This window comes from Streptomyces sp. CNQ085, from assembly GCF_022614595.1.
Lineage (GTDB): Bacteria > Actinomycetota > Actinomycetes > Streptomycetales > Streptomycetaceae > Streptomyces.
Window position 1 is genome coordinate 29,412 of the sequence record NZ_JAJFAU010000012.1, and the last position, 26,462, is coordinate 55,873.

Annotated in this window: 28 protein-coding genes and 4 pseudogenes; 9 read left to right on the forward strand and 23 right to left on the reverse strand. The window is 67.9% G+C overall.

What is annotated here, in order from left to right; genetic code table 11:
- The 6 genes from LJ221_RS04295 to LJ221_RS04320 form a co-directional block, all read right to left on the reverse strand.
- Positions 1-162, reverse strand: a complete 162-nt coding sequence (locus tag LJ221_RS04295; protein ID WP_155071312.1) for a hypothetical protein — start codon at positions 160-162, stop codon at positions 1-3.
- Between the two features lie 544 nt (positions 163-706).
- On the reverse strand, positions 707-1,294 hold the full coding sequence (locus tag LJ221_RS04300; RefSeq protein WP_241713849.1) for a class IV adenylate cyclase: 588 nt from the start codon (positions 1,292-1,294) through the stop codon (positions 707-709).
- Positions 1,291-1,968 carry a bifunctional 2-polyprenyl-6-hydroxyphenol methylase/3-demethylubiquinol 3-O-methyltransferase UbiG gene (locus tag LJ221_RS04305; RefSeq protein ID WP_241713851.1) on the reverse strand — a complete coding sequence of 226 codons (678 nt, stop codon included), beginning with the start codon at positions 1,966-1,968 and terminating at the stop codon, positions 1,291-1,293. Before LJ221_RS04305 ends, LJ221_RS04300 begins: the two co-directional genes overlap by 4 nt.
- On the reverse strand, positions 1,886-2,527 hold the full coding sequence (locus LJ221_RS04310) for a hypothetical protein (RefSeq protein WP_241713853.1): 642 nt from the start codon (positions 2,525-2,527) through the stop codon (positions 1,886-1,888). The genes LJ221_RS04305 and LJ221_RS04310 overlap by 83 nt, the downstream gene beginning before the upstream one ends.
- Complete coding sequence (locus LJ221_RS04315; protein WP_241713854.1) at positions 2,520-3,422, reverse strand: radical SAM protein; 903 nt, start codon at positions 3,420-3,422, stop codon at positions 2,520-2,522. Before LJ221_RS04315 ends, LJ221_RS04310 begins: the two co-directional genes overlap by 8 nt.
- A gap of 107 nt (positions 3,423-3,529) precedes the next feature.
- On the reverse strand, positions 3,530-4,222 hold the full coding sequence (locus LJ221_RS04320; RefSeq protein WP_241713855.1) for an HAD family hydrolase: 693 nt from the start codon (positions 4,220-4,222) through the stop codon (positions 3,530-3,532).
- Between the two features lie 96 nt (positions 4,223-4,318).
- Between LJ221_RS04320 and LJ221_RS04325 the strand changes: the two genes are divergently transcribed.
- A complete protein-coding gene (locus LJ221_RS04325) occupies positions 4,319-5,092 on the forward strand; it encodes an XRE family transcriptional regulator (protein ID WP_241713856.1) in 774 nt (257 codons plus the stop codon).
- Complete coding sequence (locus LJ221_RS04330; protein ID WP_241713857.1) at positions 5,079-5,546, forward strand: NUDIX hydrolase; 468 nt, start codon at positions 5,079-5,081, stop codon at positions 5,544-5,546. Before LJ221_RS04325 ends, LJ221_RS04330 begins: the two co-directional genes overlap by 14 nt.
- Here the strand turns inward: LJ221_RS04330 and LJ221_RS04335 are convergent.
- Positions 5,528-6,130 (reverse strand): HD domain-containing protein, encoded by a 603-nt coding sequence (locus tag LJ221_RS04335; protein ID WP_241713858.1) that lies wholly within the window; start codon positions 6,128-6,130, stop codon positions 5,528-5,530. The two genes, LJ221_RS04330 and LJ221_RS04335, sit on opposite strands and share 19 nt — an antisense overlap.
- Before the next feature lie 129 nt (positions 6,131-6,259).
- Here LJ221_RS04335 and LJ221_RS04340 point away from each other — a divergent pair.
- Positions 6,260-6,963 (forward strand): annotated as a pseudogene (locus tag LJ221_RS04340) (transposase family protein); the annotation flags it as partial.
- A 30-nt stretch (positions 6,964-6,993) separates the two neighbouring features.
- Here the strand turns inward: LJ221_RS04340 and LJ221_RS04345 are convergent.
- Positions 6,994-7,842: a hypothetical protein gene (locus LJ221_RS04345; RefSeq protein ID WP_241713859.1), complete on the reverse strand. Its 849-nt coding sequence runs from the start codon at positions 7,840-7,842 to the stop codon at positions 6,994-6,996.
- A 171-nt stretch (positions 7,843-8,013) separates the two neighbouring features.
- On the opposite strand from LJ221_RS04345, the gene LJ221_RS04350 reads away from it, so the two are divergent.
- The gene (locus LJ221_RS04350; protein WP_241713860.1) at positions 8,014-8,163 is read left to right on the forward strand and encodes a hypothetical protein; all 150 of its coding nucleotides are present in this window, start codon (positions 8,014-8,016) and stop codon (positions 8,161-8,163) included.
- A gap of 145 nt (positions 8,164-8,308) precedes the next feature.
- Here the strand turns inward: LJ221_RS04350 and LJ221_RS23880 are convergent.
- Positions 8,309-8,586: pseudogene (locus LJ221_RS23880) on the reverse strand (hypothetical protein); the annotation flags it as partial.
- Positions 8,587-8,723: 137 nt separating this feature from the next.
- Between LJ221_RS23880 and LJ221_RS04355 the strand changes: the two are divergent.
- Positions 8,724-9,170 (forward strand): hypothetical protein, encoded by a 447-nt coding sequence (locus LJ221_RS04355; RefSeq protein WP_241713861.1) that lies wholly within the window; start codon positions 8,724-8,726, stop codon positions 9,168-9,170.
- Between the two features lie 1,121 nt (positions 9,171-10,291).
- Here the strand turns inward: LJ221_RS04355 and LJ221_RS23380 are convergent.
- Entirely contained in the window at positions 10,292-10,414 is a 123-nt protein-coding gene (locus LJ221_RS23380) for a hypothetical protein (protein ID WP_302851947.1), read from the reverse strand.
- A gap of 721 nt (positions 10,415-11,135) precedes the next feature.
- Here LJ221_RS23380 and LJ221_RS04360 point away from each other — a divergent pair.
- Positions 11,136-11,909 (forward strand): transposase, encoded by a 774-nt coding sequence (locus tag LJ221_RS04360; RefSeq protein WP_241713863.1) that lies wholly within the window; start codon positions 11,136-11,138, stop codon positions 11,907-11,909.
- Between the two features lie 516 nt (positions 11,910-12,425).
- Here the strand turns inward: LJ221_RS04360 and LJ221_RS04365 are convergent.
- The 9 genes and pseudogenes from LJ221_RS04365 to LJ221_RS04405 form a co-directional block, all read right to left on the reverse strand.
- Entirely contained in the window at positions 12,426-14,141 is a 1,716-nt protein-coding gene (locus LJ221_RS04365; RefSeq protein ID WP_241713865.1) for an ADP-ribosylglycohydrolase family protein, read from the reverse strand.
- 4 nt (positions 14,142-14,145) lie between these two features.
- A complete protein-coding gene (locus LJ221_RS04370) occupies positions 14,146-14,847 on the reverse strand; it encodes a DarT ssDNA thymidine ADP-ribosyltransferase family protein (RefSeq protein WP_241713867.1) in 702 nt (233 codons plus the stop codon).
- Entirely contained in the window at positions 14,844-16,247 is a 1,404-nt protein-coding gene (locus LJ221_RS04375; protein WP_241713869.1) for a UvrD-helicase domain-containing protein, read from the reverse strand. Before LJ221_RS04375 ends, LJ221_RS04370 begins: the two co-directional genes overlap by 4 nt.
- A gap of 451 nt (positions 16,248-16,698) precedes the next feature.
- Positions 16,699-17,320, reverse strand: a pseudogene (locus LJ221_RS04380) (site-specific integrase); the annotation flags it as partial.
- On the reverse strand, positions 17,307-17,468 hold the full coding sequence (locus LJ221_RS04385; protein WP_241713872.1) for an ANTAR domain-containing protein: 162 nt from the start codon (positions 17,466-17,468) through the stop codon (positions 17,307-17,309). The gene LJ221_RS04385 and the pseudogene LJ221_RS04380, both read right to left, overlap by 14 nt.
- Positions 17,429-17,878: a PAS domain-containing protein gene (locus LJ221_RS04390; RefSeq protein WP_241713874.1), complete on the reverse strand. Its 450-nt coding sequence runs from the start codon at positions 17,876-17,878 to the stop codon at positions 17,429-17,431. Before LJ221_RS04390 ends, LJ221_RS04385 begins: the two co-directional genes overlap by 40 nt.
- A 191-nt stretch (positions 17,879-18,069) precedes the next feature.
- Complete coding sequence (locus LJ221_RS04395) at positions 18,070-18,231, reverse strand: hypothetical protein (RefSeq protein WP_241713876.1); 162 nt, start codon at positions 18,229-18,231, stop codon at positions 18,070-18,072.
- 51 nt (positions 18,232-18,282) lie between these two features.
- The gene (locus LJ221_RS04400) at positions 18,283-18,780 is read right to left on the reverse strand and encodes a hypothetical protein (protein ID WP_241713878.1); all 498 of its coding nucleotides are present in this window, start codon (positions 18,778-18,780) and stop codon (positions 18,283-18,285) included.
- Positions 18,781-19,040: 260 nt separating this feature from the next.
- The gene (locus tag LJ221_RS04405) at positions 19,041-19,616 is read right to left on the reverse strand and encodes a TerD family protein (protein WP_241713880.1); all 576 of its coding nucleotides are present in this window, start codon (positions 19,614-19,616) and stop codon (positions 19,041-19,043) included.
- Between the two features lie 201 nt (positions 19,617-19,817).
- Between LJ221_RS04405 and arfB the strand changes: the two genes are divergently transcribed.
- Positions 19,818-20,255, forward strand: coding sequence for an alternative ribosome rescue aminoacyl-tRNA hydrolase ArfB (gene arfB / locus LJ221_RS04410; protein ID WP_241713889.1), 438 nt, complete (start codon positions 19,818-19,820; stop codon positions 20,253-20,255).
- A gap of 26 nt (positions 20,256-20,281) precedes the next feature.
- Here arfB and LJ221_RS04415 read toward each other — a convergent pair whose 3' ends face one another.
- The 4 genes from LJ221_RS04415 to LJ221_RS04430 form a co-directional block, all read right to left on the reverse strand.
- Positions 20,282-21,505 (reverse strand): S8 family serine peptidase, encoded by a 1,224-nt coding sequence (locus LJ221_RS04415; protein WP_308314717.1) that lies wholly within the window; start codon positions 21,503-21,505, stop codon positions 20,282-20,284.
- A gap of 22 nt (positions 21,506-21,527) precedes the next feature.
- On the reverse strand, positions 21,528-22,814 hold the full coding sequence (locus LJ221_RS04420; RefSeq protein WP_241713882.1) for a WXG100 family type VII secretion target: 1,287 nt from the start codon (positions 22,812-22,814) through the stop codon (positions 21,528-21,530).
- 10 nt (positions 22,815-22,824) lie between these two features.
- Positions 22,825-23,283, reverse strand: coding sequence for a hypothetical protein (locus tag LJ221_RS04425; protein WP_241713884.1), 459 nt, complete (start codon positions 23,281-23,283; stop codon positions 22,825-22,827).
- Positions 23,284-23,433: 150 nt separating this feature from the next.
- Complete coding sequence (locus tag LJ221_RS04430; RefSeq protein ID WP_241713885.1) at positions 23,434-23,997, reverse strand: flavin reductase family protein; 564 nt, start codon at positions 23,995-23,997, stop codon at positions 23,434-23,436.
- Positions 23,998-24,336: 339 nt separating this feature from the next.
- Here LJ221_RS04430 and cdgB point away from each other — a divergent pair, with 339 nt between their 5' ends.
- Positions 24,337-26,055, forward strand: a complete 1,719-nt coding sequence (gene cdgB / locus LJ221_RS04435; RefSeq protein WP_241713886.1) for a diguanylate cyclase CdgB — start codon at positions 24,337-24,339, stop codon at positions 26,053-26,055.
- 125 nt (positions 26,056-26,180) lie between these two features.
- Positions 26,181-26,462: pseudogene (locus LJ221_RS04440) on the forward strand (carbohydrate-binding protein); the annotation flags it as partial.

Sequence of the window (26,462 nt, forward strand, 5' to 3'; positions counted from 1 at the left end):
TTACGCCGCGTGGTTCAGGCCGTCGCCACCGGGCCAGGGGCCGTCACCGGAGCTGCCCTGTCCCGGGTCGGAGGCGCTGCTGTCGTGCCGGTCGTGGACGCTCGCGAGGACTTCCACGGCGACCAGAAGACCCTCCTCCACGGAGGGGGTGGTGTCTCCCACTTGGTGCTCCTTCCTCTACCGGTTCTCCCGCCGGGTTCGGCGGGAAGCTGTGGTGTGCGGAGGTGCTGGTGCTGCCGGGGCCGTCCCCGTGGCCGTAGGGGAGTCGTCCACGGGGACGGGGTAGGAGGGGGCGGCTCGCCGGCCCGGGCGGTGTTCAGCCGCGACGCGGGAAGCCGCCTCGTGCTCGGTGCCTTCCTCCACGCCGCCTGCCGGGCGACTCGGCTCCGGCGGGAGCGCCGGGTTGCGCGGAGCGCGTCGGTGCGTCGTTGAGGAGGACGGCTTGCCAGACCTGCTCCTGCAGCTTCCGGATGCAGGGGCCGCAGGCGTACATCGGTGCCTGGACACCGGCCACGTTCACGGGACCGATCCACAGGACGCGGGTCCACCGCCGGCCGCAGTAGAGCCAGCAGGAGCCGTCGACCCACCGGTTTCGGTCGTCGGTGGCCGCCGGGGCGGGAAGCCCGCCCCGGGCGAAGTCGGGGATGCCCGGTGCCGCCCTGTGTGGCCCGGCCGGTTCCGGAAGCACGGTGCTCCCCCCCGGGGGTCAGGTGCCCTGGGTGGGCACGGGGCGGGACTCGTCCTTCTCGGAGTCGGCGAAGAGGAGGGTGGGCTCGGAGAGGATGTCGCGGCCCGCCTCGCTCTTGTAGATCTCGTCGACGCTGCCGAACCGGGCCTCGGAGTAGTCGAGTTCGAGGAGGGCGGCGGCCTGGCGGACCGATGCCTCGTCCGGGCCCTCGATCTCGACGAAGGTGGGGAGGTCCGGCCAGGTGTCGAAGTCGAAGACGACCTCGCCCAGGCGCCACTCCTCCCGGTAGTTCTCCTGGTAGCGGACCTCGCGCAGCCCGATGCTGCGAAGGATCTCGGCCATGGCGTGCAGGTCGGCCACCTCGGTCTCGACCTCGGTGGTGCCGTCGATGGTGGTGGCGTCGGTGACCTGCTTGAGCGTGAGCGTGGACCGGGTGCCCTCGTTCCGCAGGCGGATCCAGGCGCCGACGTCGAGGGCGTCGTTCTCGAAGATCTTGCGGGTGAGGAGGGTGCGCGGGAGCACCTGGACGGTGCCGAGCCGGGTCAGCCTGGTCTGCAGGTCGGTGACGTCGACGGCGAGGAACTTCGCTTCGTACTCGTGCTTCATGAGTCCTTCTTCCCGTAACGGTGGGAGGGGCCGGGCGTACGGGCCGCGAGGATCAGACCCATGCGATGGGTGTGGTCCTGGAGCCGGCCGACGTGGGCCCGTTCGGTGAACTCGTTCGTGCGCAGCATGAGCAGCACGTTCCAGTCGCCGATGAAGTGGCGCCGGAGCCTTTCCGGGGACGTGTAGTGCTCGACCAGGTGGTGGCGGTGCTCGACGGGCATCATGAACTCCGCGCCGAAGAGGCCGCCCGGACCGACCAGGCGCTGCATGTGGTGGACGAACTCGGCGAGCGGGCGGTGGTGGTTGGCACTGTAATGCCAGGAACAGCTCGTCCAGACCGCGTCGCAGGGCGTACCCGGCGGTTCGTTCTGGAGGAAGTCGCCCTCGACGACCTGCACGCGGTCGTGGAGCTCTTCAAGTTCGAGCCGGTCGGTCAGGCCCATCGCGTGGGCGTGCTCCTCACCCGGAAGGCGGACCTCGCCGCCGTGCAGGGCCGGCGGGTCGCGTTCGATGGCGATGACGCGGTAACCGGCGGCTGCCAGCGGCAGGACGAACTTGCCGTCGCTCGCGCCGACGACCGCGACGGTGGCGTCAGCGGCGATGTGCTCCCTCAGCGCGGCGAGGAACTGGGGGAAGAAGGTGAGAGTGTGCTCCCACAGGCTCTGTGTCCGCACGGTGGTGGGCTCCTTGCGTGTCGAAGGTGAGGATCGCCCGGAGGACTTCGTCGGGGTCGAGGCCGGTGGTGTCCACACGGTGCATCGGGAACCGGGCGTAGGCGGCGGTGAGCCGGTCGACGGTGGCCTCGGCGAGGGCGTCCCAGTGGATCACCGGCTTGTCCAGCCCGGCCAGGCGCCGCCGGCGCTCGTCCTCGTCGCAGGCCAGGTGGTAGGTGACGGGCTGCGGCAGGTCGGGCGGCAGCGTGATCCCGAGGCGGGTGCCGAAAGCGTGGTGGGTGGCCAGGCAGCGGGCGAAGTAGCTCTCCACGACGACCGGGATGCCGAGGGCGAGATGGCGCCGTATCTCGTCGGCCGCGGCGAACAGCGCGGAGAGGTGGAAGCACATCCGTGCCTCGACGTTCCCCCGCGTGTCCACGTCGCGCCGCAGGCGCTGGTAGGCGGGCGGTACGGTCGGGACCAGCACCGCGCCGCGAGCCGCCGCCAGCATCGGCGCGATGGTCGACTTGCCGGTGCCGCGGAGCCCTTCGAGGCTCTCGAACAGCGGGCGGTCAGACACGGCCGTACACCACGTCCGGCACCGCGAGGGCCAGCTCGTCGGTGGCGGTGGGCCGGTGGACGATGCGGTTGGCGCGCTTGTCGTACCAGAAGGCGTGCGCGTCCCTGCCGACGGCCTTGCAGGACATGGTGAGCGCACCGCGCGGGTCGGCCTCGATCCGCTCGATCTCGGCCAGGCCGCCGGCGGGTGCGCAGACCTCCGGGGCGCCGTGCTCGGACAGGTCCTCGTCGACGACCACCTCGACGGCCGGCTTGGCCTCCCGGAGCCGCTCGCGCAGGCGGGCGTACGCGGCGGGGTCGGTGACCAGGAGTTCCGGGTGGGCGGCGGCGTTGCCGACCGGACGCAGGCAGTGCAGCTTCAACTGCCTTACCCCGAAGTGTTCCAGGACGCGGACCAGCGGCAGTACCTCGTCGAGGTTGCGGGAGGTGACCGTCATGGTCGCGCCCGTGGGGACGCCGAGTTCCCGGGCGAGGCCGAGCGCGTTCAGCGCGCTCTGGTAGCTCCCGGACCTGCGGATGTGGTCGTTGGTCGAGCCGACACCCTCCAACGAGACCCGCAGCAGGTCCAGGTGCGGGGCGATCTCGGCCAGCCGGCGCTCGATCCGGTAGCCGTTGGTGCAGATCTCGACCCGCAAGCCCAGCTCCTGCCGGGCGTGCCGGACCACCCGGGCGAGGTCCTTGTAGACGAACGGCTCGCCGCCGAGGAGGGTGACGGCCTCGGTGCCGTACCGGTTCCGCATGAGCGTGAGGAGGTTGGCGGCCTGCTCGGCGGTGAAGGCGTCGGCGTGCTGGAGCCGGGTGCCGTGGAAGCAGTGCAGGCACTCGAAGTTGCAGCGGTACAGCAGCTGCAGGTACAGCATCCGGATCCTGCGGATACCGGTGACTTCCGCGATCACGTGGGCCTCCTCCGGCCAGTCGCCTGGTTGGAGACCCGATGGTGGCGGAGCGTATGGGGACCGCGTCACCGCGTATCCGGACGCTCCGAGGACGTCCCGGGACGTTTTCAGTGCGCCGCGAAGGACTCCAGGATCCTCAGGAGGTTCGCGGTGTCCGACAGGTCGGGCAGTACGGCGGGCGCGCCGGCGGCGGCCAGCTCCTCGGCGCTGTGGATGCCCGAGGCGACCGCGACGATCCCGGAGCCCGTGGTGAGTGCGGACTCCACGTCCCGTGGCGTGTCACCCACCAGCACCACGGGCACGTCGGAACGCACACCGCGAAGGAGGCGGGCGCGCTCCCGGGCGACGGCCACGAGGTCGGGGCGCTGGAGCGCGTCGGCACCGTAGGCTCCGACCGACAGGTCGAGCAGAGGGTCGAGGTCGAAGGCCGACAGCTTCACCCGGGCGTTGGCCGCGATGTTCCCGGTCAGGATCGATGGCACCCAACCGTCCTGTACCGAGACGGCCTTGAGCGCGTCACGCACGCCCGGCAGAGCCGTCCCACGCCTGTGCAGCTCCTCAAGCCGCTCCTGGCCGGCGCGGGCGAGGGCGGCCTCGACGGCGGTCCAGTCCGGCTCGGGCAGGCCCTCGTGCAGGAACATCTCCCGCATGATCAGGCGGTCTGTGCGGCCCTCGGTCCGTGCCGGTCCGGTCGGCGGGCGGCCTGCCAGTGCCGAGAACGCGGCCGCGTAGATCTCCTTGCTCACCCCTGCGTTGTCGATGAGCGTGTGGTCGATGTCCCACAGGACGATGAGCTGCATTCCGCCAGGGTAAGCACCCGGGTGCGGCGCCGGCCTCGCAGGAACGTCCCATAACGTCCTTGCCCGATCACGCCCGCCTCGGCTCCCATGGACCCTGTGAACGAGCGACTTCACTCCGTACTCGCCCAGCGCGGCGTCCTGCCCGAGTCGCTTGCCGAAGCCTGCGGGGTGGACCCCAAGACCGTCAGCCGCTGGCTGGGCGGACGCGTACCCCATCCGCGACACCGCTTCCGTGTCGCGCAGCACCTGCGGGTGGAGGAGACGTTCCTCTGGCCAGCCCCGCAACCCCGGACCGGCCGCCCTGCCGCAGGATCAGGCGCCGAACTCGTCGGCACCTACGCCAACCGCGCCAGCGTTCCCCGCGAGATGTGGCTCTCACTGCTGCGGGAGGCCCGGAAGGAGATCGGCGTACTCGTCTTCTCCGGCACGTTCTTCGCCCAGTCCAACCCGCACGTCGCCAAGATGCTCGCCGAGCGCGCGGCCGACGGGGTACGGGTCCGTCTGTGCTTCGGCGACCCGGCGGGCCGGGCGGTCGCCGTCCGGGGCCGGGAGGAAGGCATCGGCGACACCCTCGCCGCCAAGATCCGTGCCTCCCTGACCTACTACCGCTCCCTGCTCTCCGAGGAGGGATGCGAGGTGCGGCTGCACGACACCACGCTCTACACGTCGATGTTCCGCTACGACGACCACCTGCTGGTCAACCCGCACATCTGGGGACAGCCGGCCAGCGCCAACCCCCTGCTCCACCTCCGAAGAGTCGACACCTCCGGGTGGTTCGACAACTACGCTCAGAGCTTCGACGCCGTCTGGGCCGGTGCCCGGCCCTGGACGCCCGACCAGGAGGGGATGGCCGCCCATGGGCAGGACTGAGTACTACCACGACCCCGACGCCCCCAAGGCGAACACCCTCATCCCCGCCAGCAACCTGCTCGTCGCCGACGCGGACGGCGCCATCCTCCTCCAGCGCCGCCGCGACACCGGCCAGTGGGCCCTGCCCGGCGGCGCCCAGGACATCGGGGAGACGGCCGCGCAGTGCGCGGTGCGCGAGTGCCTGGAAGAGACCGGCATCATCGCCGAGATCACCGGCTTCCTCGGCGTCTACACCAACCCCCACCACATCGTCGCCTACACCGACGGCGAGATCCGCCAGCAGTACGAGACCACCTACATCGGCCGCCCAGTCGGCGGCGAGCCCACGATCAACGACGAGGCCGACGGCGTCCGCTTCGTTCCCCCGGCCGACCTGCATACGCTCGACATCCACCCGAGCATGCGCCGGCAGATCGGCGACTACCTCGCCGGCACCTACCCCCGCCTGGACTGAGCTTCCCCCATGGCCCTTTCGGGCATGGGAGGTGCCCCCAGCGCCTCCTCCACCCGACCCACCGCGGCGAAGATCTCCGGCGCCGCCCGGCGGATGAACCGCCCCACCACGCTGTCGTCCCCGTAGCGGCCCCGAATCTCGGCCACCCGCTCCTCGGCGGTGGTCCGCTCCCCGTCGGGCGTCGTCGTCATGTCGCAGTAGACCAGCGCGTCCACCAGCAACCGGTCCTCCAGCAACGGGAACTCCGCCTCCAGCACCTCCCGCAGCCCGCGCTCCTCGGCCTCCAGCAGAGCGAACGAGTGGTTCGCCACCAACCGCACCAACCGCTCGTCCGCACCATGCTCATCCCGCAGGAACCGAGCCCCGTCCAGCGGATGGAAGCCCGTCACGGCCAGCTTCGGCGCGTACCCCACGTCATGCAGCGTGGCAGCGGCCACCAGGAGTTCTGAGCTCTCGCCCAGGATCCTCGCGAGGTCGGCCGTGCGCCTCGCCACCCCTTGGGAGTGCGCCCATCGTCGAGGAAGCACAGTAGCGAGCTCCGCTTCGCCTACGCGCCTCGCCCAGTCCACCATTGCCCTGTCCATGGCTTGGTCTATGCCCATGAGGCATAACTGACAGTCCACGGGAATCCCTTCGGGGCAGGGGGCTATGCAATGAAAGTCTCCCCTAGATGGTGCCCCGTAACTACTGGTCACGGGTGAGATGATCTTGTTGTGGCTGGTGTGGTCACGGCGTCGAAGCTGTCCTGGACAGCCCCGTTCACCGGGCTGAGCCCGCGGCGGTTCGGCAAACCGATCAACGCACTGCGGCGCGAGGGTGCCGATGCCGTGCGGCGGGGCCGACCGTGGTCGCTGCCGCTTCAAGAACCGGGTACTGCTGATGGTCGCGTACTGGCGCACCAACCTCACCCTGCGGCGGCTCGCCCCGCTCTTCGGCATCTCGAAGTCCGCGGCCGACCGGATCATCGACCACCTCGGGCCTCCGGTGGGCCCTGCAGCAACGTCGGCGGTTCCGCAAGAACACCGTGCTGATCATGGACGGCACGCTGGTGCCCACCTGCGACCGGGCCGTGGCCGCCTCCAGCAAGAACTACCGCTACCCCACCAACCACCAGTTCGTCATCGATGCCGACCCCCTCCCCCAGACTCCGTCCGGGGCCCCACGGTCGTCGCCGTCGGCAGGACCATGGTGATTACCGACGGTGGTTATCGAGGCACCGGCCTGGTCATCCCGCACCACCACCGACACAAGGCCGAGGACCTATCAGCCTGGAAGGAGGACCACAACGCCTCGCACCGCCGCACCCGAATCAAGCGCATCTTCGCCTGGATCAAGATTTTGGAAGATCCTGTGCGACTGCCCCCTGAGGGACGACGGCGTCCATCACACCGTGCTGGGCATCGCTCGCCTGCACAACTTCCGCCTCGCTGATGAGCAGACGAGCAGGTCAATCAGCGTGCCCAAGACGTTTACGGGACACCATCCAGTCACGGAACTGGCGGGCCCGCTCCATCACAGACGCCAGTTCCTCCCGCGATGGGTGCTCTGGCAAGAGGATCGTGTGGTACAGAACCAGATTGTTGAGCGCACTCTTGAGATTCGCCAGGTCTGACCGATAGGCGCGTCGATCTCGCAGTTCGTGGTCGAGCCACTCCTCCGCCATCAGCTCCTCGGCGGGGGCGAAGGGATCGATACTGAGTTCTGCATCGTGCCCGTCGAGTTCCACCCATCCCTGGTACGCCTTGTACGCAGCTTGGATGACCTCGTTGGCCAGGTTCTCAGGAGTCTTCGGCTGCACCCCTCTGCTCCCGTTCCCGAAGAACTGATCGAACAAGTCAGTGTTCGGAGCCTCAACCTGGACATGATCGTTCCCGGATGCGGCCGCCCGGGCGTTCCCTTCACCTTCCATGTCCTCGAAGAGGTCATCGACCGGGGCATCCATGGGACCTTCAACCCGGCCACGCCCGTTTTCAGGTGCGGCCCCCGAGGCCTCCCCTTCACCGTGGGCGGCATGCCACAGTGCCGCGAACCGGTTGACCTCGGCCTCGATGTCGTCGATTCGGGGACGGGCCTCCTTCGCAAGCTCCTCCACAACCAGCTCAACCACACCCCAGCTGGGTAAAGTCGGTTTGGTGAAAGCGTCATGGATCTTGGTGTGGCTGCACACCTCCTTGCCGACCATTTCCTGAAGCCTGCGGGCCGAGAGGAACCCAGCCTTCTTACGCAATGCGTGCAGAGCATCGTTCAGATCCCTCAAGGGACCTTCAGGAAGATCGGGCTTTTTCCACTCCCGCATCCCGCCTCCGTGCTGTCAGAAGTCATCAGGTCCTGTCAGGACAGAATGGCATCGAGGCGTCGCATCCCGTCCGTAGACGTAAGACTTCGTATTGATCGTCAGGATACGTTCTAGTCGGTGAAGCGGCATCAAAGCTGGTCAACGGCATCGCTTCACACACAAAGGACACCGATGAACCAGATCACCGACCGAACGCTTCTGCTGTTGCTCGTGGGAGCACTCACGGCCTACCTCGCATTCCAGACCCCCGAACTTGGAGCGGCCATCGTGGTGGCGGCAGCGGTCGTGGCGCTTCTCCACAGTCTGCTCTCCAGGGAGTAACAGGGCGGGACATCCGGTAGTGCTGCTGAAGAGACGCGGGGTGATCAGCAACGTGGTCATCCCGCGATGCCAAGCGCTCCTCAGTGGCCTCCCAGCCCATGCTGACGTCGCTCGTGGTGCCGATGCGTGCAGGACGCTGAGGTCGTCAAGGAGTGCGCCTGGCACGTTCACCAGTCCGTGAGCCGACTCCTCCCGGCTTTGGCCAGTCTCCCCCATCGACGTCATCGTCAAGGTCGACGGCGTCCAGGTCGCGCAGCGGCCGCAACCCGTCGACCGGCTTAGAGGCGAGGAAGCTGTAGCGGACCAGGCAGTTGAGGTACTTGTGCTTGAGCGGGACAACCGGGCGACGTCCTCGTCTTTGACCTCGTGTCCTTCGGCGCGGAGCTGGGCGACCGCGGCGTCGATGTAGCGTGTCATCCAGAGCGTATCTGAGGCAAACAGGTGAGCTGGTGCTGTTTGTGTAGGTAGAGCGCTCGTGGTCGCGTCCGCACGAGACACGACCGCAGCGACTTACTGTCATGCGATAATCACTCATCGCGCATGACAGCCAGGGGGGATGAATGACTGAAGTACTGATCAAGCGGGGCGTCTCTGGTCTCCCGAGCGTGCCGCGCAGCGGCACACCGGGCGCCTACCCATACGAGGCGATCAAGGTCGCGAAGCTGCTTCGGGCGGAGGGCCTCACGGTCTCGTTCGAAGACGAGAAGCTCGACCGAGAGTATGTGACCCACGATGCAGGTGAGTTCTGGCTGCCGATCCTTGCGTTCGGCGCCGGAATCACCTCGAATGTCCTCAGTGGCGTCCTGGTCGAGTTGATCAAGAGCTACCTGCCTTCTCGTTCCGGGAGCGATCAGCAGCCTGATGTCGAGCAGCCCCTGCTGCACCTGGAGGTCATCCGGGGCGATGAGCGGATCGTCCTGGACGGCTCCGTGCAGGACGTGCTCACGGCAGCCGAGCAGCTCCGCAGTGGAGGTACCGACGAGCCTGAGGGGCTTCCTCGTGCGTGAGCGGTTCCGGCAGTGCGAGGCTGAAGCCGAGGGGGCGCGGAGTGCGAGCCACCCTGACCAGCATGCCAAAGAGGATCTTCTCCGTCTCCGCGCAGAGCTGCGAGAGATTATGGACCGGTCAGAGGGAAACGATCCGGAGCTGTTCGAGCGCGCTCACAGGCTGCTGGATGAGGTGGGCGGAATCATCCGCCGTAACTATCGGGAGTCATGCGGTCTGGAGTACCGCGAAGGTGCCTACTATCGTGAGTGCCCAGTCGACCTTGCGCACCTCCGACTGGGGCTGAGCCCCGAGATACGGGTCCGCGGCTCCGAATGTTCTATCTGTGGTGCAGATCCTGACGACTGTGACCATATCCCGGGCAATGAGTACGACGGGCAAGTATGCAACAGCCTCATCACGGATTACGAGATCGAAGCGGTTGCGTTGGTTGGTCGGCCGCGGTGGCAGGTAACCAGAATCACCAGCCTCGAAGTCAGTGTTGAGGACCTCCGACAGGCATTGGGCCCAGCATTCACGCCAGGGGTCAGAGTCAGCTGTGACCATTGTCTTTCGGGCTGCCAGGGTCTTATGTCGGATTTCCAGGCGGCAAGCCACAGTTGAGCGCGAGTCATAGCCCAGTTGCCTTGGAGTGCTCCCGATCACGGGACATCCCGAGCTGCCAGGCGCTCGTTATGACTCCGCTTGATAGCTGCTCGTGGACCGGCTTGGTGTCGGCCCTCGGCCGAGGCGGCGTCGCAGTTCGAGGTTCTCGCTCTGAGCGGCTTCGAGGGCCTGTCTCAGGGCCTGGACCTCGTCGCGGTGCTGTCGTTTGAGCTCGGTGAGCTGGGCGGTGAGGATGCGCACGACGCTGCTGGGCGAGCCGTCGGGCGGCTGTGGCGGGTGGCTTCGCTGCTGGGCTCTCGGCTGGTTGCCGTTCGACATCGAACCCGCTGAGCTCGTGGTAGGTGTGGCAGGAGAGTACAGCCCGCAACCGCACCGCGATCATCGACTCCGCGAACCTGGCTGGCCCCGGATCGAGCGCGGTGAACTCCGGTCCCTCACCGGTCCGCAGCCAGGTCAGGAAGGCCCCGAAGTCCTCCAGCGCCACTGCGTCCCAGGCCAGCCCAGACATGTCGAGGTACTACCACCACAGCGCCAGCGCTCGACCGTGGGACTTGACCGTGTTCGGCGAGACCTTCTGCGTCCGCAGGTACTCCAGGTACTCCTCCGCCGGCTCCACCACGCGGTGGTCCCGGCCCAGCACCGTCCACGTCCGTTCGCCGGTGCTGAGGGTGAGGCGTTGCGTACGGAACCCGGATACACAGTCCGCGACAGCGCGCAGCGCACCCCAAGGGCTGTCCCACTACTCCGTCTCGACGGCAGGTGGGGTTGAGTGCTGGTGCGATGAGGCCGGTACCGGATGCAGCCTCCTGGCAGCCACCGGACCGTAGGGGCTGGCAGGATGTTCCTCATGTCCACGTGCCGAAAGGCCGATGCCGCGTAGGCGGCCCGGCGCGCTCAACAGGCGCCCCGTGTCGCGTGGAGCTTGCCTCCAGACCGGATTCACGGCCTCTCTGCCCGAACCAGCGTCGCGATAGATCGAGTGGAACGGTTCTCGGGCGACTACTACGTGTACTCCGGCGCCACCGACCGTGCGCTGCGCCGGTACCGAGCATTTCTGCAACTAGTGGGACGTCGGCCCCTGTATCCGCAGGATGCGGAGTGTCCGTGCCGCGGCTGTTCTTTCGACGACGTGCGGCATGCCCGCGACGTGCTCGAGGATGTCGTGCGGCAGTTGCCTTCTTGGCCCCGCACCGAAATCGAGCGCCGAGTGCGTGTCCTGGATGCCAGGTATGTCGAGCGTACCCTGCCGGATCCCTTCGCCACTCATCGTCAGTGGCATTCTGACCTCTGGTGGCGGCGCCGTCTGGCTGGCGGCCGGGAAGCTGGATGAGGAGCCCAAGCTATGGTGAAATGATCAATGCATGGCTGGTGTGATCACGGTGTCGCAGCCGTCCTGGATTGGTCTGTTCACTGGGCTGAGCCTGCGCTGCTTCGCCAAACTGGTGACCGCCCTGCGCCGTGAGGGAGCGGATGCGGTCCGCCGAGGCCGACCGTGGAGCCTGCCTCTGGAGGACCGCGTCTTGCTGGTAGCGGCATATTGGAGAATCAACTTGACGCTGAGGCAGCTCGCCCTGCTGTTCGGAATCTCCAAGTCCGCGGCCGACCGCATCATCAACCGCCTCGGACCGCAGCTCGCCCTGCGGCCGCGCCGACGGTTCCGCAAGGACGCCGTGCTCATCGTGGACGGCACCCTGGTGCCCACCCGTGACCACACGGTGGCCGAGCAGTCGAAAAACTACCGGTACTCCACCAGCCACCAGGTCATCATCGACGCCGACACCCGGCTGGTCGTCGCCGTTGGCCGGCCTCTGCCCGGCAACCGCAACGACTACAGGGCATGGGAGCTGTCCGGAACGAAGGCCGCCATCGGCGCAACCCCCACGGTGATCGCCGACGGTGGTTACCGCGGCACTGGGCTGGTGATCCCGCACCGCCGCGAACGCGGCCAGAGTGAACTCCCGGCCTGGAAGGAAGAGCATAACCGCTCACACCGCAAAGTCCGCGCCCGAGTAGAGCACACCTTCGCCCGTATGAAGAGCTGGAAGAATCTTCGCGACTGCCGCTTGAAGGGCGATGGCGTGCATCACGCCATACTCGGCATTGCCTGCCTGCACAACTTCGCCCTCGCCGGGTAGTCAGAGGCAGCGGGGGCGAGCCTGCCCCTGAGGACCTTGAGCCAGTTGATCATTACGGGACCACCTTTAGGTGATCTGCAGTCATGCTTTGCATCCTATGCCGGTGCACTGATATCCGCACTCAGAGTGGGCTTTTGTCCCCAACGTCGGATAATCGAGTACTGTGCGGTATCTCGATGCTTGGCAGCGAGGCTTCGAGCGGATGTGGTGCCTAATTATTCGCAGACTGGATGTCTCCGTACGGAGACAGGGGAGATCTTCATGAGCTACCTGATCAAGCGCTCACCGCCAGCATTTTTCTGAGGCCGCTGGTCAAGCGCTGTGGCGGTCGAAATTCTACGCGAGCCGTGTGTGAGCAGACAGGGTGAGCAGGGTGGCGTGGCAGTTGAGGTCCACAAGGGCTCCGGTTTGGGAAAGGATCTCCCGGCAGAGGTCGGCCTCAGACGGGACGCTGCTGTTGTCCTCGTAAGGTCGCGGGCTCAAGCCCCATGGGTAGTCCACTCGATGGTGGGTGTTTCATGGGGTCGGGGGTTCCGCGTTGTTGACTGCGACGATCAGGTGAGGGTCGATTCGGGCCCAAAAGGCGCTGCCGTCGCGCTGGAGAGCTCCTTCGAAGCGCAAGGTCTGGATGCGTTCCCATGCCGCCGCAGTATCGTCGATGGCCAGTCGCAGCTGTGCTTCAGGAAGACTTGGAGTGAGTTCACGGCGCTGTAGCTGCCTGATGACCAGGTTGTCGTAAGAGACCCAGTTGCTTCCGTGCCGGGTCGCGGTGAGGCCCATCGCGGCCAGAGCATCCGTGACGCGGTCGATGTCGGCCACAGGCATGTACGCGCCCTGTAGATGGGCATGGGGCCGTGAGGGAGCGGAATGGTTGTTGGTGAACGGCTCCATTTCGGTGCGGCGGGTGTTGCGGATGAGAAAAATATTCTGTCCGTCCTCAGTAACCAGTTGCGTGCGCTCTGCGTTCCACGTGCCGGACGTCACTGTGTCTTGGGCGACGGCGCGGGCCTGACGGCGGTCTGGGAGCAGGATGCTGTCACCCCTTTCGACTGTGTTGAGGGCTTGGCGGAAGTTAGTTCGGGCCTGGTCGGCTTCATCCCTGGAGGGAGGGGGCAGAGGCTTGGTGATGGGGTGCAGCAGCTTCTCGGCGAGGGCGGCCAGCAGGGACCCGTCCTGCACCGTGCGGCCGTAGGAGCCGAGCCAGTCCTGGCCTAGTCCGGCGCCCAGCAGGCTGCCCGTCATGGACGCCAGGGTGTCGGTGTCTGCACCGTCCTGGCGGGCAGGAATGACGATCCCCCGCTCGGGTCTGGCGGCGGATCGGGCTGCGAGGTAAATGGCGGCGACTGCGCACAAGGTCCCGGAGCCTCGCGTTCTCGTCCAGGTCAACCCGTGTGACTTGAGAAAGACGGAGGGGGCGCTGAGCGCACCGTCGTCGACGGTGGCGCGTGCGCTTCCGAGGAGCTCTTCCACCTCCTGCACGGTCTCATCCCAGACCCGCCCGTAGCCGCCAGGGAACACCTGGGTGGCGGCGTCGAGCCAAGAACGGTCCAGGCTCTGCCATACGGGCTCGCGCCAGTCCTTCAAGCCGTCCAGCGTCGCCTCGATCAACCACCCGTAGGCGAGCGGTGCTGGTTGACGCAGGCTGACCCACAACGCATACGCGTGTACCAGGGCGCCCAAGAGGGCGCGCGGGTGCCCATGCGTCGTCGTGGCGTCTTGGACTACGTCGGTGGCCAGGACACCGAAGGAACTCTCGTGGTGGGCGATGACATGGGGCGCGATGCGCATGGCCGCGCCGTTTGCGCCAGTGTTGAAGTATTTTTCCTGATCATCGGCCCTTTTACCCCAAGCCGTGCCCTGCTTCTCCCAGGCACGGCAAGCTCGTTTGACGCTGGCTCCTGCGCCCCGTTCGTAGTCGAGAAGGAACGGCCACTCGACACGCTTCAGCCAGGACAGCCAGTCGTTACCTGCAGTGAGACGGGCGCGGGCTACGGCGATCAGCATCTGGGTGTCGTCGCTGTACTCGCCGGGGCCGATGTCTTCAGGGAGAGGCCGAAAGCGGCTGCCGGCCAGCCGCTGCCAGGGGAAGAACCGCCCCGAGGCCTGGCTGAGTGACGGCAGCGAGCGGGTGCGGTCACGCCGTTCGTAGGGCCAGCCCATGGCGTCCCCGACGGCGGCGCCCACCATTATGCCGCGGGCCCGGTCGGCCCATGGGTGCAGCTCGACGTTCACGTGCTCACTCTGCCAGACTCGTGGGAGGGGTGTACGGCGTCTCTGGTGGCCGTTTGCCGGTGCGCGCGGAGTTGCTTAGTGCGCGCTTGTCGAAGATGACGGGGGCGACGACCAAGAGCGGCAGCAGAGCGGCCATACCGAAATGGATCGCGTGCCGGTGGTATTCCAGTTCCGCTTGATTCTCATCGCGTACGATGACCGACCGTACGGCGGATAGCGGAATTATGTCCGGTATTTGGATTTCTGCCTGGTCGTCCGTCGGCCACCACGTCGGGTGGCCACGCCCCCGCTGACGTGTCGCGTTTCCAATCACCGTGGGTGCGAACATGGCGCTGAACCCTTTGATGCCTGGATGTGCGCCAGCACTTCTATCTCGGGCAGAGTTGTAGGGACAGAACCGCGCGCCGGGACGGGCGAGGAGTTCGATGTCCAGGGTCAGGACGACCCAGTCTCGGAAATGCGGATCGCGGCTCGCGGCCTGGGAAAGATACCAGGTGTTCGGGTACTCGATGCTCAGGAACGTGTAGGCCAGTGCGCCGTCCATGCGCTGGGTATCGGCCGAGCGGTAGGCGTCGGTGCGTTCCTGAAGGGCTGTCACAGGCCGTATCTCACCGCTGGCAAGAATGTGCGCAAGGTTGGCCGACTTGGTGAGGTGGCACAGGCGCGTGATACCGCGTTCTCGGGCTAGAGCAACGATCTCGTTCATGCGCTCACCCGCACATATAGGCCCGACATCTCGCTCGGCAGGAGGTCGGTAAGTTTACTGGAGTGCATCAGCACCAAGTCCTCCCGTGCGCGAGTGATGGCCACGTATAGCTGGCGCGCCTCGCGTGCCCGGGCCTCGTCGATGCCGTGGGCCTCGATCTCGCTGGGGCTCGGCAACTCACCGCCATCGCAAAGTGGGAGGATCACCGAGTCGAACTCAAGCCCTTTCGCGGCGGAGTACGTTCCGTAGAAGACTCCGGGTTCGTGCGTCCAGCGCGTCAGGTCGCGGTGCAGGCGGTGAATGGGAGTGGCACGGCTGCGAGTCAGGAGAGACCTGAGAACATCCTCGTGCTCACGCGTCCGCATTAGTATGGCGACCTGACGGTCGGTTCCCAGCGCCAGCGCTGTGCGTGCGGCCTCGGCGAGCTGCTGCTCCATGCTCGCTGCCTGCAGAATGGTGGGTTTGGGGCCATCGGCGGCGGGCCGGGCCGGCTGGACCAAATCGACGTCATCGCGGAAGTGTGGCATGTCGGAGATGGCCTGGGCGAGCTGTGCGATCTGGCGGCTATTGCGGTAGTTATGGGCAAACTCCACGACTCCAGGGACCCGCAGCCCCAGGGAGCGCCACGACATCCGACTACCGTAGATCTGCTGCGCATAGTCCCCGAAGAAGGTCAGTGAACCGTCGTCGGGAATAGCCGCCGTGAGACTTCGGATCATCTGGGGCGTGAAGTCCTGGCCTTCGTCGACGACTACGTGTCGGTAGTGACGCTCGGTCGGGTCATCCTGAAGCATTGCCAGAGTGGTGGACGCTACATCGTCCCAGTCGTGCTCGAACCCGGCTTCGGCACGCAACTGTATGTATCGCTGGTAGACGTCGAAGACGACCTCACGGTCAGCCCCCTGCAGCGGCGTGCCCCGGCCGACTCGGCGCGTGCGATTCTCCACATACGTCTCCTGGTCGGTAACACCATGCCCAACCATCCAGTGAAGTTCATCCAAGAAGAACTTCAAGGGGCGCTGGGTCACAGCCCGGGAAGGATGGCGTGCCCGTGCCTCTTCCAGAGCCTGTTCAACCAAGAATTTCTTGAACTTGCAGATGCGTACGGGAGACCTGGTGCGATGTGTGATGTAGCCGAGCGCAAAGCGGTGGTAGTTCTCGATCTGCAGGTTCGGCGGTGCATCGACCATGCCCTTGAGGTACGTCACGAGCGCCTTGTTGAAGGTGACCAGCAAGGTGCGGCCCCCGATGCCCGGGGCCGTGGCCAGGTAGTGGGCCCGGTGCACTGCCATCGTCGTCTTGCCGCTGCCCGCCGTACCGAGAACGACGCAGTGGCCGTGGCCGTTCAGGAAGACGACGTCCCGCTGGTGACCCTTCGGATCAGGTAAGGAAAGCCCCATCGCGCCAGTATGACGCGTTCATGGTCATCTCGCACAGGTGTACACGTGGCAGGCTTCGTGCGATAAGGCGCGACGGCTTCGAAGAGCGGAGGCGAGTAGGCGAAGCTGTCCGGGCGGTCTGGTTCGCCCCCGTGCCCCCAGAGTAGTGGGGTGTCATTCAGGTGCTTCTGGTTATGCGCGGCATGCCTCCGTTACGCGTGAGCGATGCGTGAGCGGACGGCGCGGCACAGGCCGTCAGGGGCAGGACTGAGCAGGATGCCGCGTGGCGCTGATCAGGCAGAACAGCGCCACGCGGCATGGCCGAGCACTGCCCGGCAGGAGCGCGACCCCACTTGTAAAGCGAAGGTCGTCGGTTCGAACCCGACAGGCGGCTCCATGCCTGACCAGCCCGAACGCCCCCGCGATGAATGATCGCGGGGGCGTTGACGGCAGGCGTTGACGGCAGTCCCGGTTATCGGCGCCGCTTGAGCAGCCGGTCCATGTGGCTCATGGCCTCTCGCCGGTTGTCGTCGCTCACGTGGGTGTAGACGTTCATCGTCACCGCGATCTGCGACCGCGATCTGCGAGTGACCCAGGATCTCCATGACGGTGCGCGGTGCGACGCCGGCCGCGAACAGCAGGGACGCGCAGCCGTGCCGGGTGTCGTGCAGGCGCGCCTGTGGCAATCCTGCGGATGACGAGATCCGCAGGAAGGACCGGTACAGGTTCCGCGGCTCGATGGGCCGACCGCTGCGTGTGGTGAACACGTGATCGCTCTTGTGCCAGTTTTCGCCTGCCGCGGCCTGCCGTCCGGCCTGCCGCAGTCTCTGCCACCGGAGCGGGGCCACGCACATCAGGGGAATCGGGATCACCCGCGTTCGCCGGTTCTTCGTCGTGTCCAGGCACAGCTCCTTGCCCCCTCGGTGGAGCGTGGTCCGGACCGCCAGGGTGCGCCGGTCGAGGTCCACGTCCTGCCAATGCAGCCCCAGAATCTCCCCACGCCGGAGCCCCAGCGCCACGGCCGGGACGAACGCCGGATACAGCGGATCGGCCCTTGCGGCTTCCAGGAAGGCCAGGGTCTCATCCAGCGACCATGCTCACCAGGCCGGCGGCGATGTCGCGGAGCTTGGTGTTGGTGCGCTGGGAGAGGGTCACCAGGAGCTGTAAGGCGTCCCCCGGGCCGCAGCGCCGCTCCGCCTGGACTATGCCGATGGCCTGGTCGATCGTCGCGCGGCTGCGCATGGCCCGCCGGAGCTGGGACGCCTCCTCCTCCAGCTCCCGGTAGCGTCCGAGGTCGTACGTGGCCTGCTGACCGGGCTCCAGTACTTCTCCCGGAATCCGGTGGGGCTGCCGGGGAAGGGGACGTCGTACTTCAGGACGGGCAGGGCCTGGGCCTTCCCGGTGGCCAGAACACGCCGGAACAGGGCGTCCAGGTCGTGCATGCCGCCCGAGTCCGGGGGGTCGTCGGGATTGGCGGGGTAGGCGTCGAATACGTGCCGTCCGACCACCTCGTCCCGCTCGCGGAAAGTCGCCTCCTCGCAGGCGCGGTTGACCTCCATGACCGTCAGACCGGTGTCGAGCACCGGCAGGGGCGAGGTCGTGGCGCGGAATATGGCCTCGAAGTCGGCGGAGGAGGGGGTGGACGGAGCCATGTCTCCACTCATGCTCCAAGTCCGGCGTTCAATGCGTGCCGCCCCCGTGCGAGGCGTTTCCGTCTCCGCCCGCCGGGCCCGGGGCCGTCCCGTCCCGGGGCACCGCTCGCAAGGACGGCGCGGCCGAAGAGGCGGACCCGGCGGCCACTCCGAAGCTGACTGATGGCCGTACGGGTGGCCGGACACGACGCCTACGACCGGGTCACCTTCGAGTTCGACGGCGGCGCCCCGGCGCGGCGGTTCCCGTCGAGGAGGAGCACTCCATCGAGGTCGTCCTGGTCGGGGCCCTGCCGGAGGGTGAGTACGGCGGGAAGCAGCAGTCGTCCGGCGTCCGCCGGCCCGGCGGTGATCACTCTCTGACCTCAAGTGAACTTGAGGTCAAGGCCGTTGGATGAACGGCGGATTCACACCCTGGGGAAGCGGGCCTGAAGGTCCCAGACCACGGGGTTGTCGCCCAGCCCCTCGTGGATGTCGGTGAGGTCGGCAATCAGGTCGTGCAGGAAGTCGCGGGCCTCGCGGCGCAGCTCGCCGTGGTTGACGGTCAGCGGCGGCTCGTCGGCGGGCAGCCAGTCGGCGGTGACGTCCACCCAGCCGAAGCGGCGCGCGAAGCGGAGGTTGTCGGCCGACTCCACGAAGTCCAGCTCGGCGTACTGCGGCCTGGCGGCGCGGCTGCCGAGCGGGTCGCGGTCGAGGCGCTCGGCGATGTCGCACAGCGCCCAGGCGAAGTCGAGCACCGGCACGGTGCCGCGCGCGGTGGACAGCTCCCGGTCCGTCCCGGTGTCCGCGAGGTAGACATCGCCGCAGAACAGGTCGTGCCGCAGCGCCCGCGCGTCCGCCGAGCGGTAGTCGGTCCGCGACGGGTCGGGGAAGCGGCGGGAGAGGGAGTAGCCGATGTCGAGCACGGAAGCGATGGTGGCACGGCGGGGCGTGCGTACGCTCGCCGGTGGGATGGGGCGCTGCTCCCGGCCGTCGTCGGGACCGGTCGGTGGCGTGCCGTCCGGGGCAGCACTGTGCCTGCCGGGACGGCGGGGTGGCCGAGCCGCCCTGCGAGGGCACGACCATGCCGCGCTGCTCCTGCCACGCGAGAGAGCCGTGGAACGCGCGAGGCGCCCGGCACCGCACACGCATGCGGTGCCGGGCGCCCTCGTGAGGCGTCGGGCGATCAGACGTTGACGCCGAAGTCCTTGGCGATGCCGACCAGGCCGGAGGCGTAGCCCTGGCCGACCGCGCGGAACTTCCACTCCGCGCCGTGGCGGTACAGCTCGCCGAAGACCATGGCGGTCTCGGTGGCGGCGTCCTCGCTCAGGTCGTAGCGGGCGATCTCGGAGCCGCCGGCCTGGTTGAGGATGCGGATGTAGGCGTTGCGGACCTGGCCGAAGTTCTGGCTGCGGCTCTCGGCGTCGTAGATGGAGACCGGGAAGACGATCTTGTCGATGTCGGCGGGCAGCGCCGCGAGGTTGACGTTGATCTGCTCGTCGTCACCCTCGCCCTCGCCGGTGCGGTTGTCACCGGTGTGGACGATCGCCTGGTCCGGGGTGGCCTTGTTGTTGAAGAAGATGAAGTGCTGGTCCGAGTAGACCTGGCCGTTCGCGTTGACCGCGATGGCGCTGGCGTCGAGGTCGAAGTCGGTGCCGGTGGTCGTACGGACGTCCCAGCCGAGGCCGACCGTGACGGCGGTCAGGCCGGGGGCCTCCTTGGTGAGCGAGACGTTGCCGCCCTTGGACAGGCTTACAGCCATGGGGATGCCCTTCTGTGGTGTTTCCGTGCTGGCCCTTACTGGTCCATTTCCTACCCTCTCCAACGCCGACGGTAGGCGACCGGGTTCCATGTTTCTTTACTTTCTTTACCTTCCTCGCCGGTGGAGCGGGGCGTGAGGGGAGCCGGGGACGAGCCGGAGGGCGGGGAAAACGCCGTGACGACGGGTCCGGAGGGCGGGATCATGGGAGTCATGTCCGGGCCCTACCTCATCCGCGGCTCGGTCTCCCTGCCGGAGGCCGAGCTGAACTGGCGTTTCTCACGCTCCTCCGGGCCTGGCGGCCAGCACGTCAACACCAGTGACAGCCGGGTCGAGCTCCGTTTCGACCTCGCGCGCACCGAGGCACTGCCCGAGGTGTGGAAGGAGCGGGCCCTGGAGCGGCTGGCCGGCCGACTGGTGGACGGGGTCCTGGTCGTACGGGCCGCCGAGCACCGCTCCCAGTGGCGGAACCGCGAGACCGCGGCCGTACGCATGGCCGCGGTGCTGGCGGAGGCGACCGCTCCGCCGCCGCGCCCGCGCAGGAAGGGCAAGGTTCCGCGCGGGATCAACGAGCGACGGCTGCGGAACAAGAAGCACCGCTCCGACATCAAGCGCGGCCGTTCAGGCCGCGACTGGGGGTAGGCCGGCCGGACCGGGCCCCTCGCCGCTCAGTACCGGGGCTGCGCCGGTGTCCGTCGCCGGAAGGCCATGGCGGTGACGACCGCGGCGACGGCGACGAGCACTGCGGTCCCGATGCCGATGGCCGCCCACGGCGGCCCGCTGCCGCCGGTCTCCTCCCGTGCGGCCACCTGCTCCCCGTCCTGCTCCTCTCCGGGCTTGGCGGTGGGCGGTCCCTCGTTCTTGCCGACGGCCTCGCCGTCCTCGGGGGAGGAGGACTCGGAGGCTTCGAGGGAGGCGTAGTACTTGGAGAAGATGGGACTCACGTTCGCCGGCCCGGGGTCGCCGTCGCCGTCGACCAGGACCTGTGCGGGTCTGACGATGCCGTGCCCGAGGTACATGCTGGGCTCCTCGCCCCGCTGGGACATCCCCGTCGTCTCGACCATCACACGTAGGACCTGATGGTTGGTCCAGCCGGGGTGCTCGGCCCAGATGAGTGCGGCCGAGGCGGACGCGATGGCGGCCGCCACACTCGTGCCGCCGGGGTCGCCGGGAGCGGAGAGGACCAGGTAGGGGCCGTGGTTGGAGAAGTCGGCCACAGTGCCGGTCTCGTCAACTGCGCCTACAGCGACGACGCCCGGCAACGACGCGGGGTAGTGCCTCTCGGTCCGTTGACCCTCATTTCCTGCGGAGGCGAAGACGAGCTTGCCACGCTTATTGGCCTCGTCGATCGCGTCCTGCAGTTCTTCATAGGTTTCGTTGTCCAGGCTGCCGACGCTCTGTGAGATGTTGATGATCTTGGCGTCGCTCCGTGCCGCATACCGGATCGCTTTGGCGAGCGTCTTGTCCCAGCTGGTGATGAACTCGTCCTTGACGCCTGTCCGCACAGGGAGGATCTTCGCGTCAGGCGCCAGGCCGCGAAGGCCGTTTCCTGCTCCGGACCCGGCGATGACAGCGGCCATCTCCGTACCGTGGCCATCCGTGTCCTCATGGGCGTCAGGCCCCTTTGAGGTGAAGCTCTTCCCCGGTGAGAGCCGTCCTTCCAAGCCGGGGATGGGTTTTACTCCGGTATCCAGGACAGCGACCGTCACGCCCTTGCCCTTGCTGACTTTCCACAGCCCTGAGGCGTTCATGGCGTTCAGGTACCACTGTTGGTCCGGCCTGATGTCCGCGAAAGCGGGAGGCGCGAATAGCCCCAGAGACATGAACATGGCTGTGAGCAGACCGACCAGCGTCAGCGCTCGTCTCTGTTGGGGGAGGACATGGGATTGCATGGGACAGTGCACTTCCTCGGAGTCAGTCGATGACCGGCGGCACCACGTCCCGCCGTCCTGCCCAGGTCTCCTCGTCTTCAGCCAGATAGTCAGGACGATCCTGTCCACGCCGCCGGTTCTCCGACGGCGAATTCGTGCCGGTTGGCCGCCCTGCCACGCCCGGAGCGGTGTTTCTCCGGACAAGCCCGGTACCGCCCGGTGTGAAACTGGCGCTTCTGGAGGCACCTCCCGTACTACCTGGCGATGGCGTGAACGGGCGCCCGGAAGGCATGCCTCTGCCCATCGGGGCCCCGTCTCCAGTGGCACCCGGGTAACTCCCTGTGGGGCGGCCCATGGGAGCGCGGTCACCGGTGACTGTTCCGCGTGGGCTTCCGGTTCCGGGTGCGTGATTGCCCGCATGACGAGGTGTGCCGCCCATGACGCCGTCCTTTACCGGACCTCGTGGCGAAGGGCTGCCTCCACCGCTGCCGACCGATGGCCTGCCGCCGTTGGGGGCGCGACCTGTCCGCTGGATCGGTCCGGTAGGGGGCATCGGGGTCGCTGGAGGAGGGGGCGGAGCGGCGGATTGCTGAGGGAGCGTGGGCGTTACGGCCTGCGGTCGCTGCTCGGTCACGGGAAGAGGGGCGACGGAGTCGAGTTTTGTGTTCGTGGGGCGGTCGAACACGGGGGTGGAGCGTTCAGCGGTGGGTAGGTCAAGCCTGTCCGTGCCGCTCTGGCCGGTTGTCGGTCTGTCGGAGTTGGTGCCATGCTCCCGATACGCCGTTGAGTTGCTGCCTGATGCCGCCTCCGGCGCACTGTTGCCGGAGCCCTCGTGCTGTTTACCGTCCGGCAGCGGCTTGAAGTCGGGCTCCTCCGCGGCGCGGAGGCTTTCCCCAGTCGTCCTGTAGTACGAGGACAGCCGGTTGAGCTGGTTGATCGCCTCCTGGCGCTTGCTCTCCTCGCGCTCCTGGCGGGCCTTGTCCTTCTCCGGGTCGGCGTAGCACATCGACTCGGGCTCGGGGACGGCGGCCTTGGCCTCGGTGAGCGCCTGCCCCGCGTCGACCATGTGCTGCCCGAGCGTGCGGACGTACGCGGCGAACCGCATCGACTCCAGGGCGAACTGGCGCCCCCATTCGCGGAAGGCGTCGCCGCCCTCGCCGTCCCACTCCACGCGATCGATGTGGGTGCGCAGTTCGCTGCCGATGCCGTCCATGTCGGAGCCGGCCTTGCCGAGGGCCTGGCCGCGTGAGGTGAGCAGGCCTGGGTCGGCCTTCGCGACCATCGCGTTGAGTGCGGCGAGTGACTTGCTCTCGAACTCTCCCGATGCCATTCCTGCCCCCTCAGTCGAAGTCCGTGTCCGCGTCGAGGGCCTTCCTGTCGCCTTCGGAGGAGGAGTCCTTGCCGCTCTCCGAGTCACCACGCCGACTTGCCGACAGGTGTTCCTCGACCTGTGTCTGGATGGCCTGGAAGCGCTGCCGCTGGTCCGCCTCGACGTTGCCGTAGCCCTTGTCCACGATCTCGGTGGCGATCCCCAGCGCCTCCAACTGCTCGCCGAAGAGCCGGGAGAGGGCCTTCAGCCGTGTGTGCACCCTGTCATAGTGGGCTGACAGATCCTCCGCCGCACTGAAGCCCGTGCCGTACGCTTCCGGGGTGACGGCCTGTTCGCCGATCTGCTTGTGGGCCGCGGGGGACTTGCCCAGCTCACCCAGGAGTTCGTCGATGCGGCCCTTGAAGGCGGTGAGCGTTTCGGCCCGGTAGTTCAGGCCCTTGCCGCCGCCGAAGTCACGCTCGCCCGTCACGTCGTGCCCCCGCCCCCCGAATAGTCGCCACGTCGCCACGCTGTGCCAAGGCCGTGGCACGTCAGTGTAGTCAGCGGGCGGCCGGACCCGTCGGGGCTGTGGACGGCGGGCGCGTTTTCCGGCCGGGTGAGCCGGGCCGGGGAGTGGTCGTTACGCCAGGCGGCGGTAGCGTCCGCGGAAGTACGCCAGGGGCCCGCTCTCCGAGGACGGCAGCGAGGTGGCCAGCACCCGGCCGATCACCAGGGTGTGGTCACCCGCGCTCACCCGCTGTTCGGTGCGGCACTCCAGCGTCGCCAGCGCCCCGTCCACCAGGGGCGCGCCGGAGGCCTCGCCGCGGGTGCAGGGCATGTCCTGGAAGAGGAGGCGGTCGCTGACGCGACCGCGCATGGAGAAGCGGCCCGCGATGTGGCGCTGTTCCTCCGCGAGCAGGGAGGCGGCCCACAGTGGCTGCCGCTGCAGCAGCTCGTCCACGCGGGAATCCTCGCGCACGCTGACCAGTACCAGCGGCGGGTCCAAGGAGACGGAGAGGAGGGAGGTCGCGGTCATGCCCACGTCCTCGCCGCGCGGCCCGTCCTCCGGGTCGTGCGCCGTCACCAGTACCACGCCCGCGGCCAGCCGTGCCAGGGCCGCGCGGAACTCCTCCTCGCCCACCCCCTCAGGATGCGGGACACCGGGGGTGCGATGCGAGGTCGAAGTGGGGGTATTCCGGGACATCTGATGCTGTGGTGTTGGGTGCACACCTCGCACGCTAGACGTCGTTCGGGGGAGTCCGCATCGGGCCCCGGGACCAGACCGGACCTAGGTACATGGGCTGAACGATCCGCAGGTCAGGGCCGGGATTTGCGTTCGATACGGTTGCGGTCCGGGTTGGAGTGCTCTCATGCGCCGTAGTCGCGCACCCACACTCGGTTGTGACATGAGTCACACAGGGGGGCAATTGTTGACCCTGTGTACCGGTTGGGCAGCTCGCTGTGATTCAGTGACCTGAAGGCGGGAGAAAGTCCAAAACCGGATCATCTGGAGTCACCCACTCGAGTCTCAGGGGGAGGGCGGATGGAAGCCGAGCCGGAGCCGTGCGTGCGCCTCACCACCCTGCGCAGGCTCCACCAGTCCATGGCGGACCTCAACACCGCGCGCAGCCTGGCGGACACCCTGCAGATCGTCGCCGACGGCGTCGTGAAGGGCCTCGACTTCGAGCTGGCCGCGGTCAACCTCGTCCAGCCCGACGGGGATCTCGTGGTGGCGGCCGTCGCAGGCAGTGAGGGTGCCGAGGCGATGATGGCGGGCCGCACGGGCTCGCGGGCGGCCTGGGACCGGCGGCTGGCGCTGGGAGAGCGCTGGGGCGAGCTGCGCTTCATCCCGTACGCCGAGGCGTGGGTCCTGATGGACGACGACGTGCCGCAGTGGCACACCGCCGGCCCGGCCCCGCGGGATGCCGACGAGTGGCATCCGATGGATCTCCTCATGGCGCCGATGCACTCCTCCGACGGGGAGCTCCTCGGGGTCATCTCCGTCGACAAGCCGCGCGACGGGCGGCGCCCGGGCGCGTGGGGGCGCGAAGCGTTGCAGATGTACGCCTTTCAGGCGGGGATTGCGATCAGCAACACCCGGCTGCGCGCAAACATGCAGCGCGCGCTGGTCCGTCTGGAGCGCGAACAGCAGGCGCTGAGGTCGAGCGAGGAGAGCTTCCGGCAGGCGTTCGAGTACGCGCCCAGCGGCATGGCGGTCACCGAGCTGGGCGGCGACCAGCAAGGGCGACTGGTGCGGACCAACGACGCGCTGTGCCGTCTGCTGGGCCGGCCCGCGGCGACGCTGCGGCGCTGCGGTTTCTCCGACCTCGTCCACCCCGAGGACGCGGCCACCCTGATGCGCACCTCCGCGGAGGGCGGTCGGGCCGAGCTGCGGCTGGCGCGGCGCGACGGTTCCTACCTGTGGGTCTCCCTGCGCAACTCGGTGGTGGCCGACGCCACCGACGGCCCGCGCTTCCTGCTCACCCACGTCGAGGACATCGAGGAGCGCAAGCGGCACGAACTCCAGCTCGCCCACCGTGCCAGCCACGACTCGCTCACCGGCCTGCCCAACAGCGCCGAGCTGCGGGCCCGGCTCAGTGCCCGGCTGTGCGACAAGCCCGCGCCGGTGCCCGACGCGGCGCACATGGGCCCGGGTGCGGCCGGCCTCTCCGGCGGCGGCTCCGGGGCGGAGGACTTCGGCACCGGTGGCTTCGGCCGGGAGGGGTTCGGCTTCGAGGGTGTCCTCCAGGACGGTTTCGGAAGGGACGGTCACCGGGACGGCTTCGGGGAGGTCCTGCCGGGATTGCCCGGCGGCTACGACCACCACGTCCACACCGTCCCGCCCGCGAGCGACGACCCTTCCGAGAAGGGGCTGGCGGTCCTCTTCTGCGACCTCGACGGCTTCAAGTCGATCAACGACCGCTTCGGCCACCACTGCGGCGACGCCGTGCTGATCGAGGTGGCGAGACGCCTTTCGAGTGGTGTTCGCGACAACGACACCGTCGCCCGGCTGGGCGGTGACGAATTCGTTGTCCTGGCGGACGGGTTGGGCCGTCGTGATGCCGCTGACCTGGCCGTACGGCTGCGCAACGCGATCACTCCGCCCATCCGCGTGGAAGGGCGCGCAGTACGGGTGGGGGCGAGCTTCGGCATCGGCTGGGCGGGCTGCGGGATGTCCGCCGAGGAGGTCCTGCACTCCGCCGACCAGCGGATGTATGTCGAGAAGCGGTCGCGCTCCAGGGCCCACCGCCGGGCCGGATGAGGAGAGGGCCGGTCCGGGGCCGGGGCGCCGCGGGGCACGGTGCGAGAGGTCACAGGCACCGCGCTCTTTAACCCGAAAGGGGTAGGCTGCGCCGGGCAGGCACCCGTCATGGAGGAGCGCACGGAATGACCGCCGGTAACAACGGCTCGGGCACGCCGGAGAACGACGACCCGTTCGCCTACCTCTACCGTTCCGAGGGCGGTACGGGTGGCGACGCAGGCGCCGCGGCCCCGCAGCCGGGCGTGCCCCGCACCTCGTACAACCACGTACGTGCCGTGGGCGAGCGCCGCTACGGCGGGCAGCAGGGCCAGCAGCAGGGGCCCCCGCCGCACCAGCCCCAGCAGCCGCCGCACCAGCCCAGCGCGCACTACGCGGCCCCCGAGACCGTGCCCGGCGGCCGTGCCGCC

Bases quoted from the DNA above. Each gene is read 5' to 3' on its own strand.
- LJ221_RS04300 (WP_241713849.1), bottom strand. From the start codon at position 1,294: ATGAAGCACGAGTACGAAGCGAAGTTCCTCGCCGTCGACGTCACCGAC.
- LJ221_RS04350 (WP_241713860.1), top strand. From the start codon at position 8,014: ATGAACCAGATCACCGACCGAACGCTTCTGCTGTTGCTCGTGGGAGCA.
- LJ221_RS04415 (WP_308314717.1), bottom strand. From the start codon at position 21,505: ATGCAATCCCATGTCCTCCCCCAACAGAGACGAGCGCTGACGCTGGTC.
- LJ221_RS04355 (WP_241713861.1), top strand. From the start codon at position 8,724: ATGACTGAAGTACTGATCAAGCGGGGCGTCTCTGGTCTCCCGAGCGTG.
- arfB (WP_241713889.1), top strand. From the start codon at position 19,818: ATGGGAGTCATGTCCGGGCCCTACCTCATCCGCGGCTCGGTCTCCCTG.
- LJ221_RS04330 (WP_241713857.1), top strand. From the start codon at position 5,079: ATGGGCAGGACTGAGTACTACCACGACCCCGACGCCCCCAAGGCGAAC.
- LJ221_RS04420 (WP_241713882.1), bottom strand. From the start codon at position 22,814: ATGGCATCGGGAGAGTTCGAGAGCAAGTCACTCGCCGCACTCAACGCG.
- LJ221_RS04320 (WP_241713855.1), bottom strand. From the start codon at position 4,222: ATGCAGCTCATCGTCCTGTGGGACATCGACCACACGCTCATCGACAAC.
- LJ221_RS04385 (WP_241713872.1), bottom strand. From the start codon at position 17,468: ATGCGCAGCCGCGCGACGATCGACCAGGCCATCGGCATAGTCCAGGCG.
- LJ221_RS04390 (WP_241713874.1), bottom strand. From the start codon at position 17,878: ATGGCTCCGTCCACCCCCTCCTCCGCCGACTTCGAGGCCATATTCCGC.
- LJ221_RS04345 (WP_241713859.1), bottom strand. From the start codon at position 7,842: ATGCGGGAGTGGAAAAAGCCCGATCTTCCTGAAGGTCCCTTGAGGGAT.
- LJ221_RS04430 (WP_241713885.1), bottom strand. From the start codon at position 23,997: ATGTCCCGGAATACCCCCACTTCGACCTCGCATCGCACCCCCGGTGTC.
- LJ221_RS04360 (WP_241713863.1), top strand. From the start codon at position 11,136: ATGGCTGGTGTGATCACGGTGTCGCAGCCGTCCTGGATTGGTCTGTTC.
- cdgB (WP_241713886.1), top strand. From the start codon at position 24,337: ATGGAAGCCGAGCCGGAGCCGTGCGTGCGCCTCACCACCCTGCGCAGG.
- LJ221_RS04405 (WP_241713880.1), bottom strand. From the start codon at position 19,616: ATGGCTGTAAGCCTGTCCAAGGGCGGCAACGTCTCGCTCACCAAGGAG.
- LJ221_RS04370 (WP_241713867.1), bottom strand. From the start codon at position 14,847: ATGAACGAGATCGTTGCTCTAGCCCGAGAACGCGGTATCACGCGCCTG.
- LJ221_RS04375 (WP_241713869.1), bottom strand. From the start codon at position 16,247: ATGGGGCTTTCCTTACCTGATCCGAAGGGTCACCAGCGGGACGTCGTC.
- LJ221_RS04335 (WP_241713858.1), bottom strand. From the start codon at position 6,130: ATGGACAGGGCAATGGTGGACTGGGCGAGGCGCGTAGGCGAAGCGGAG.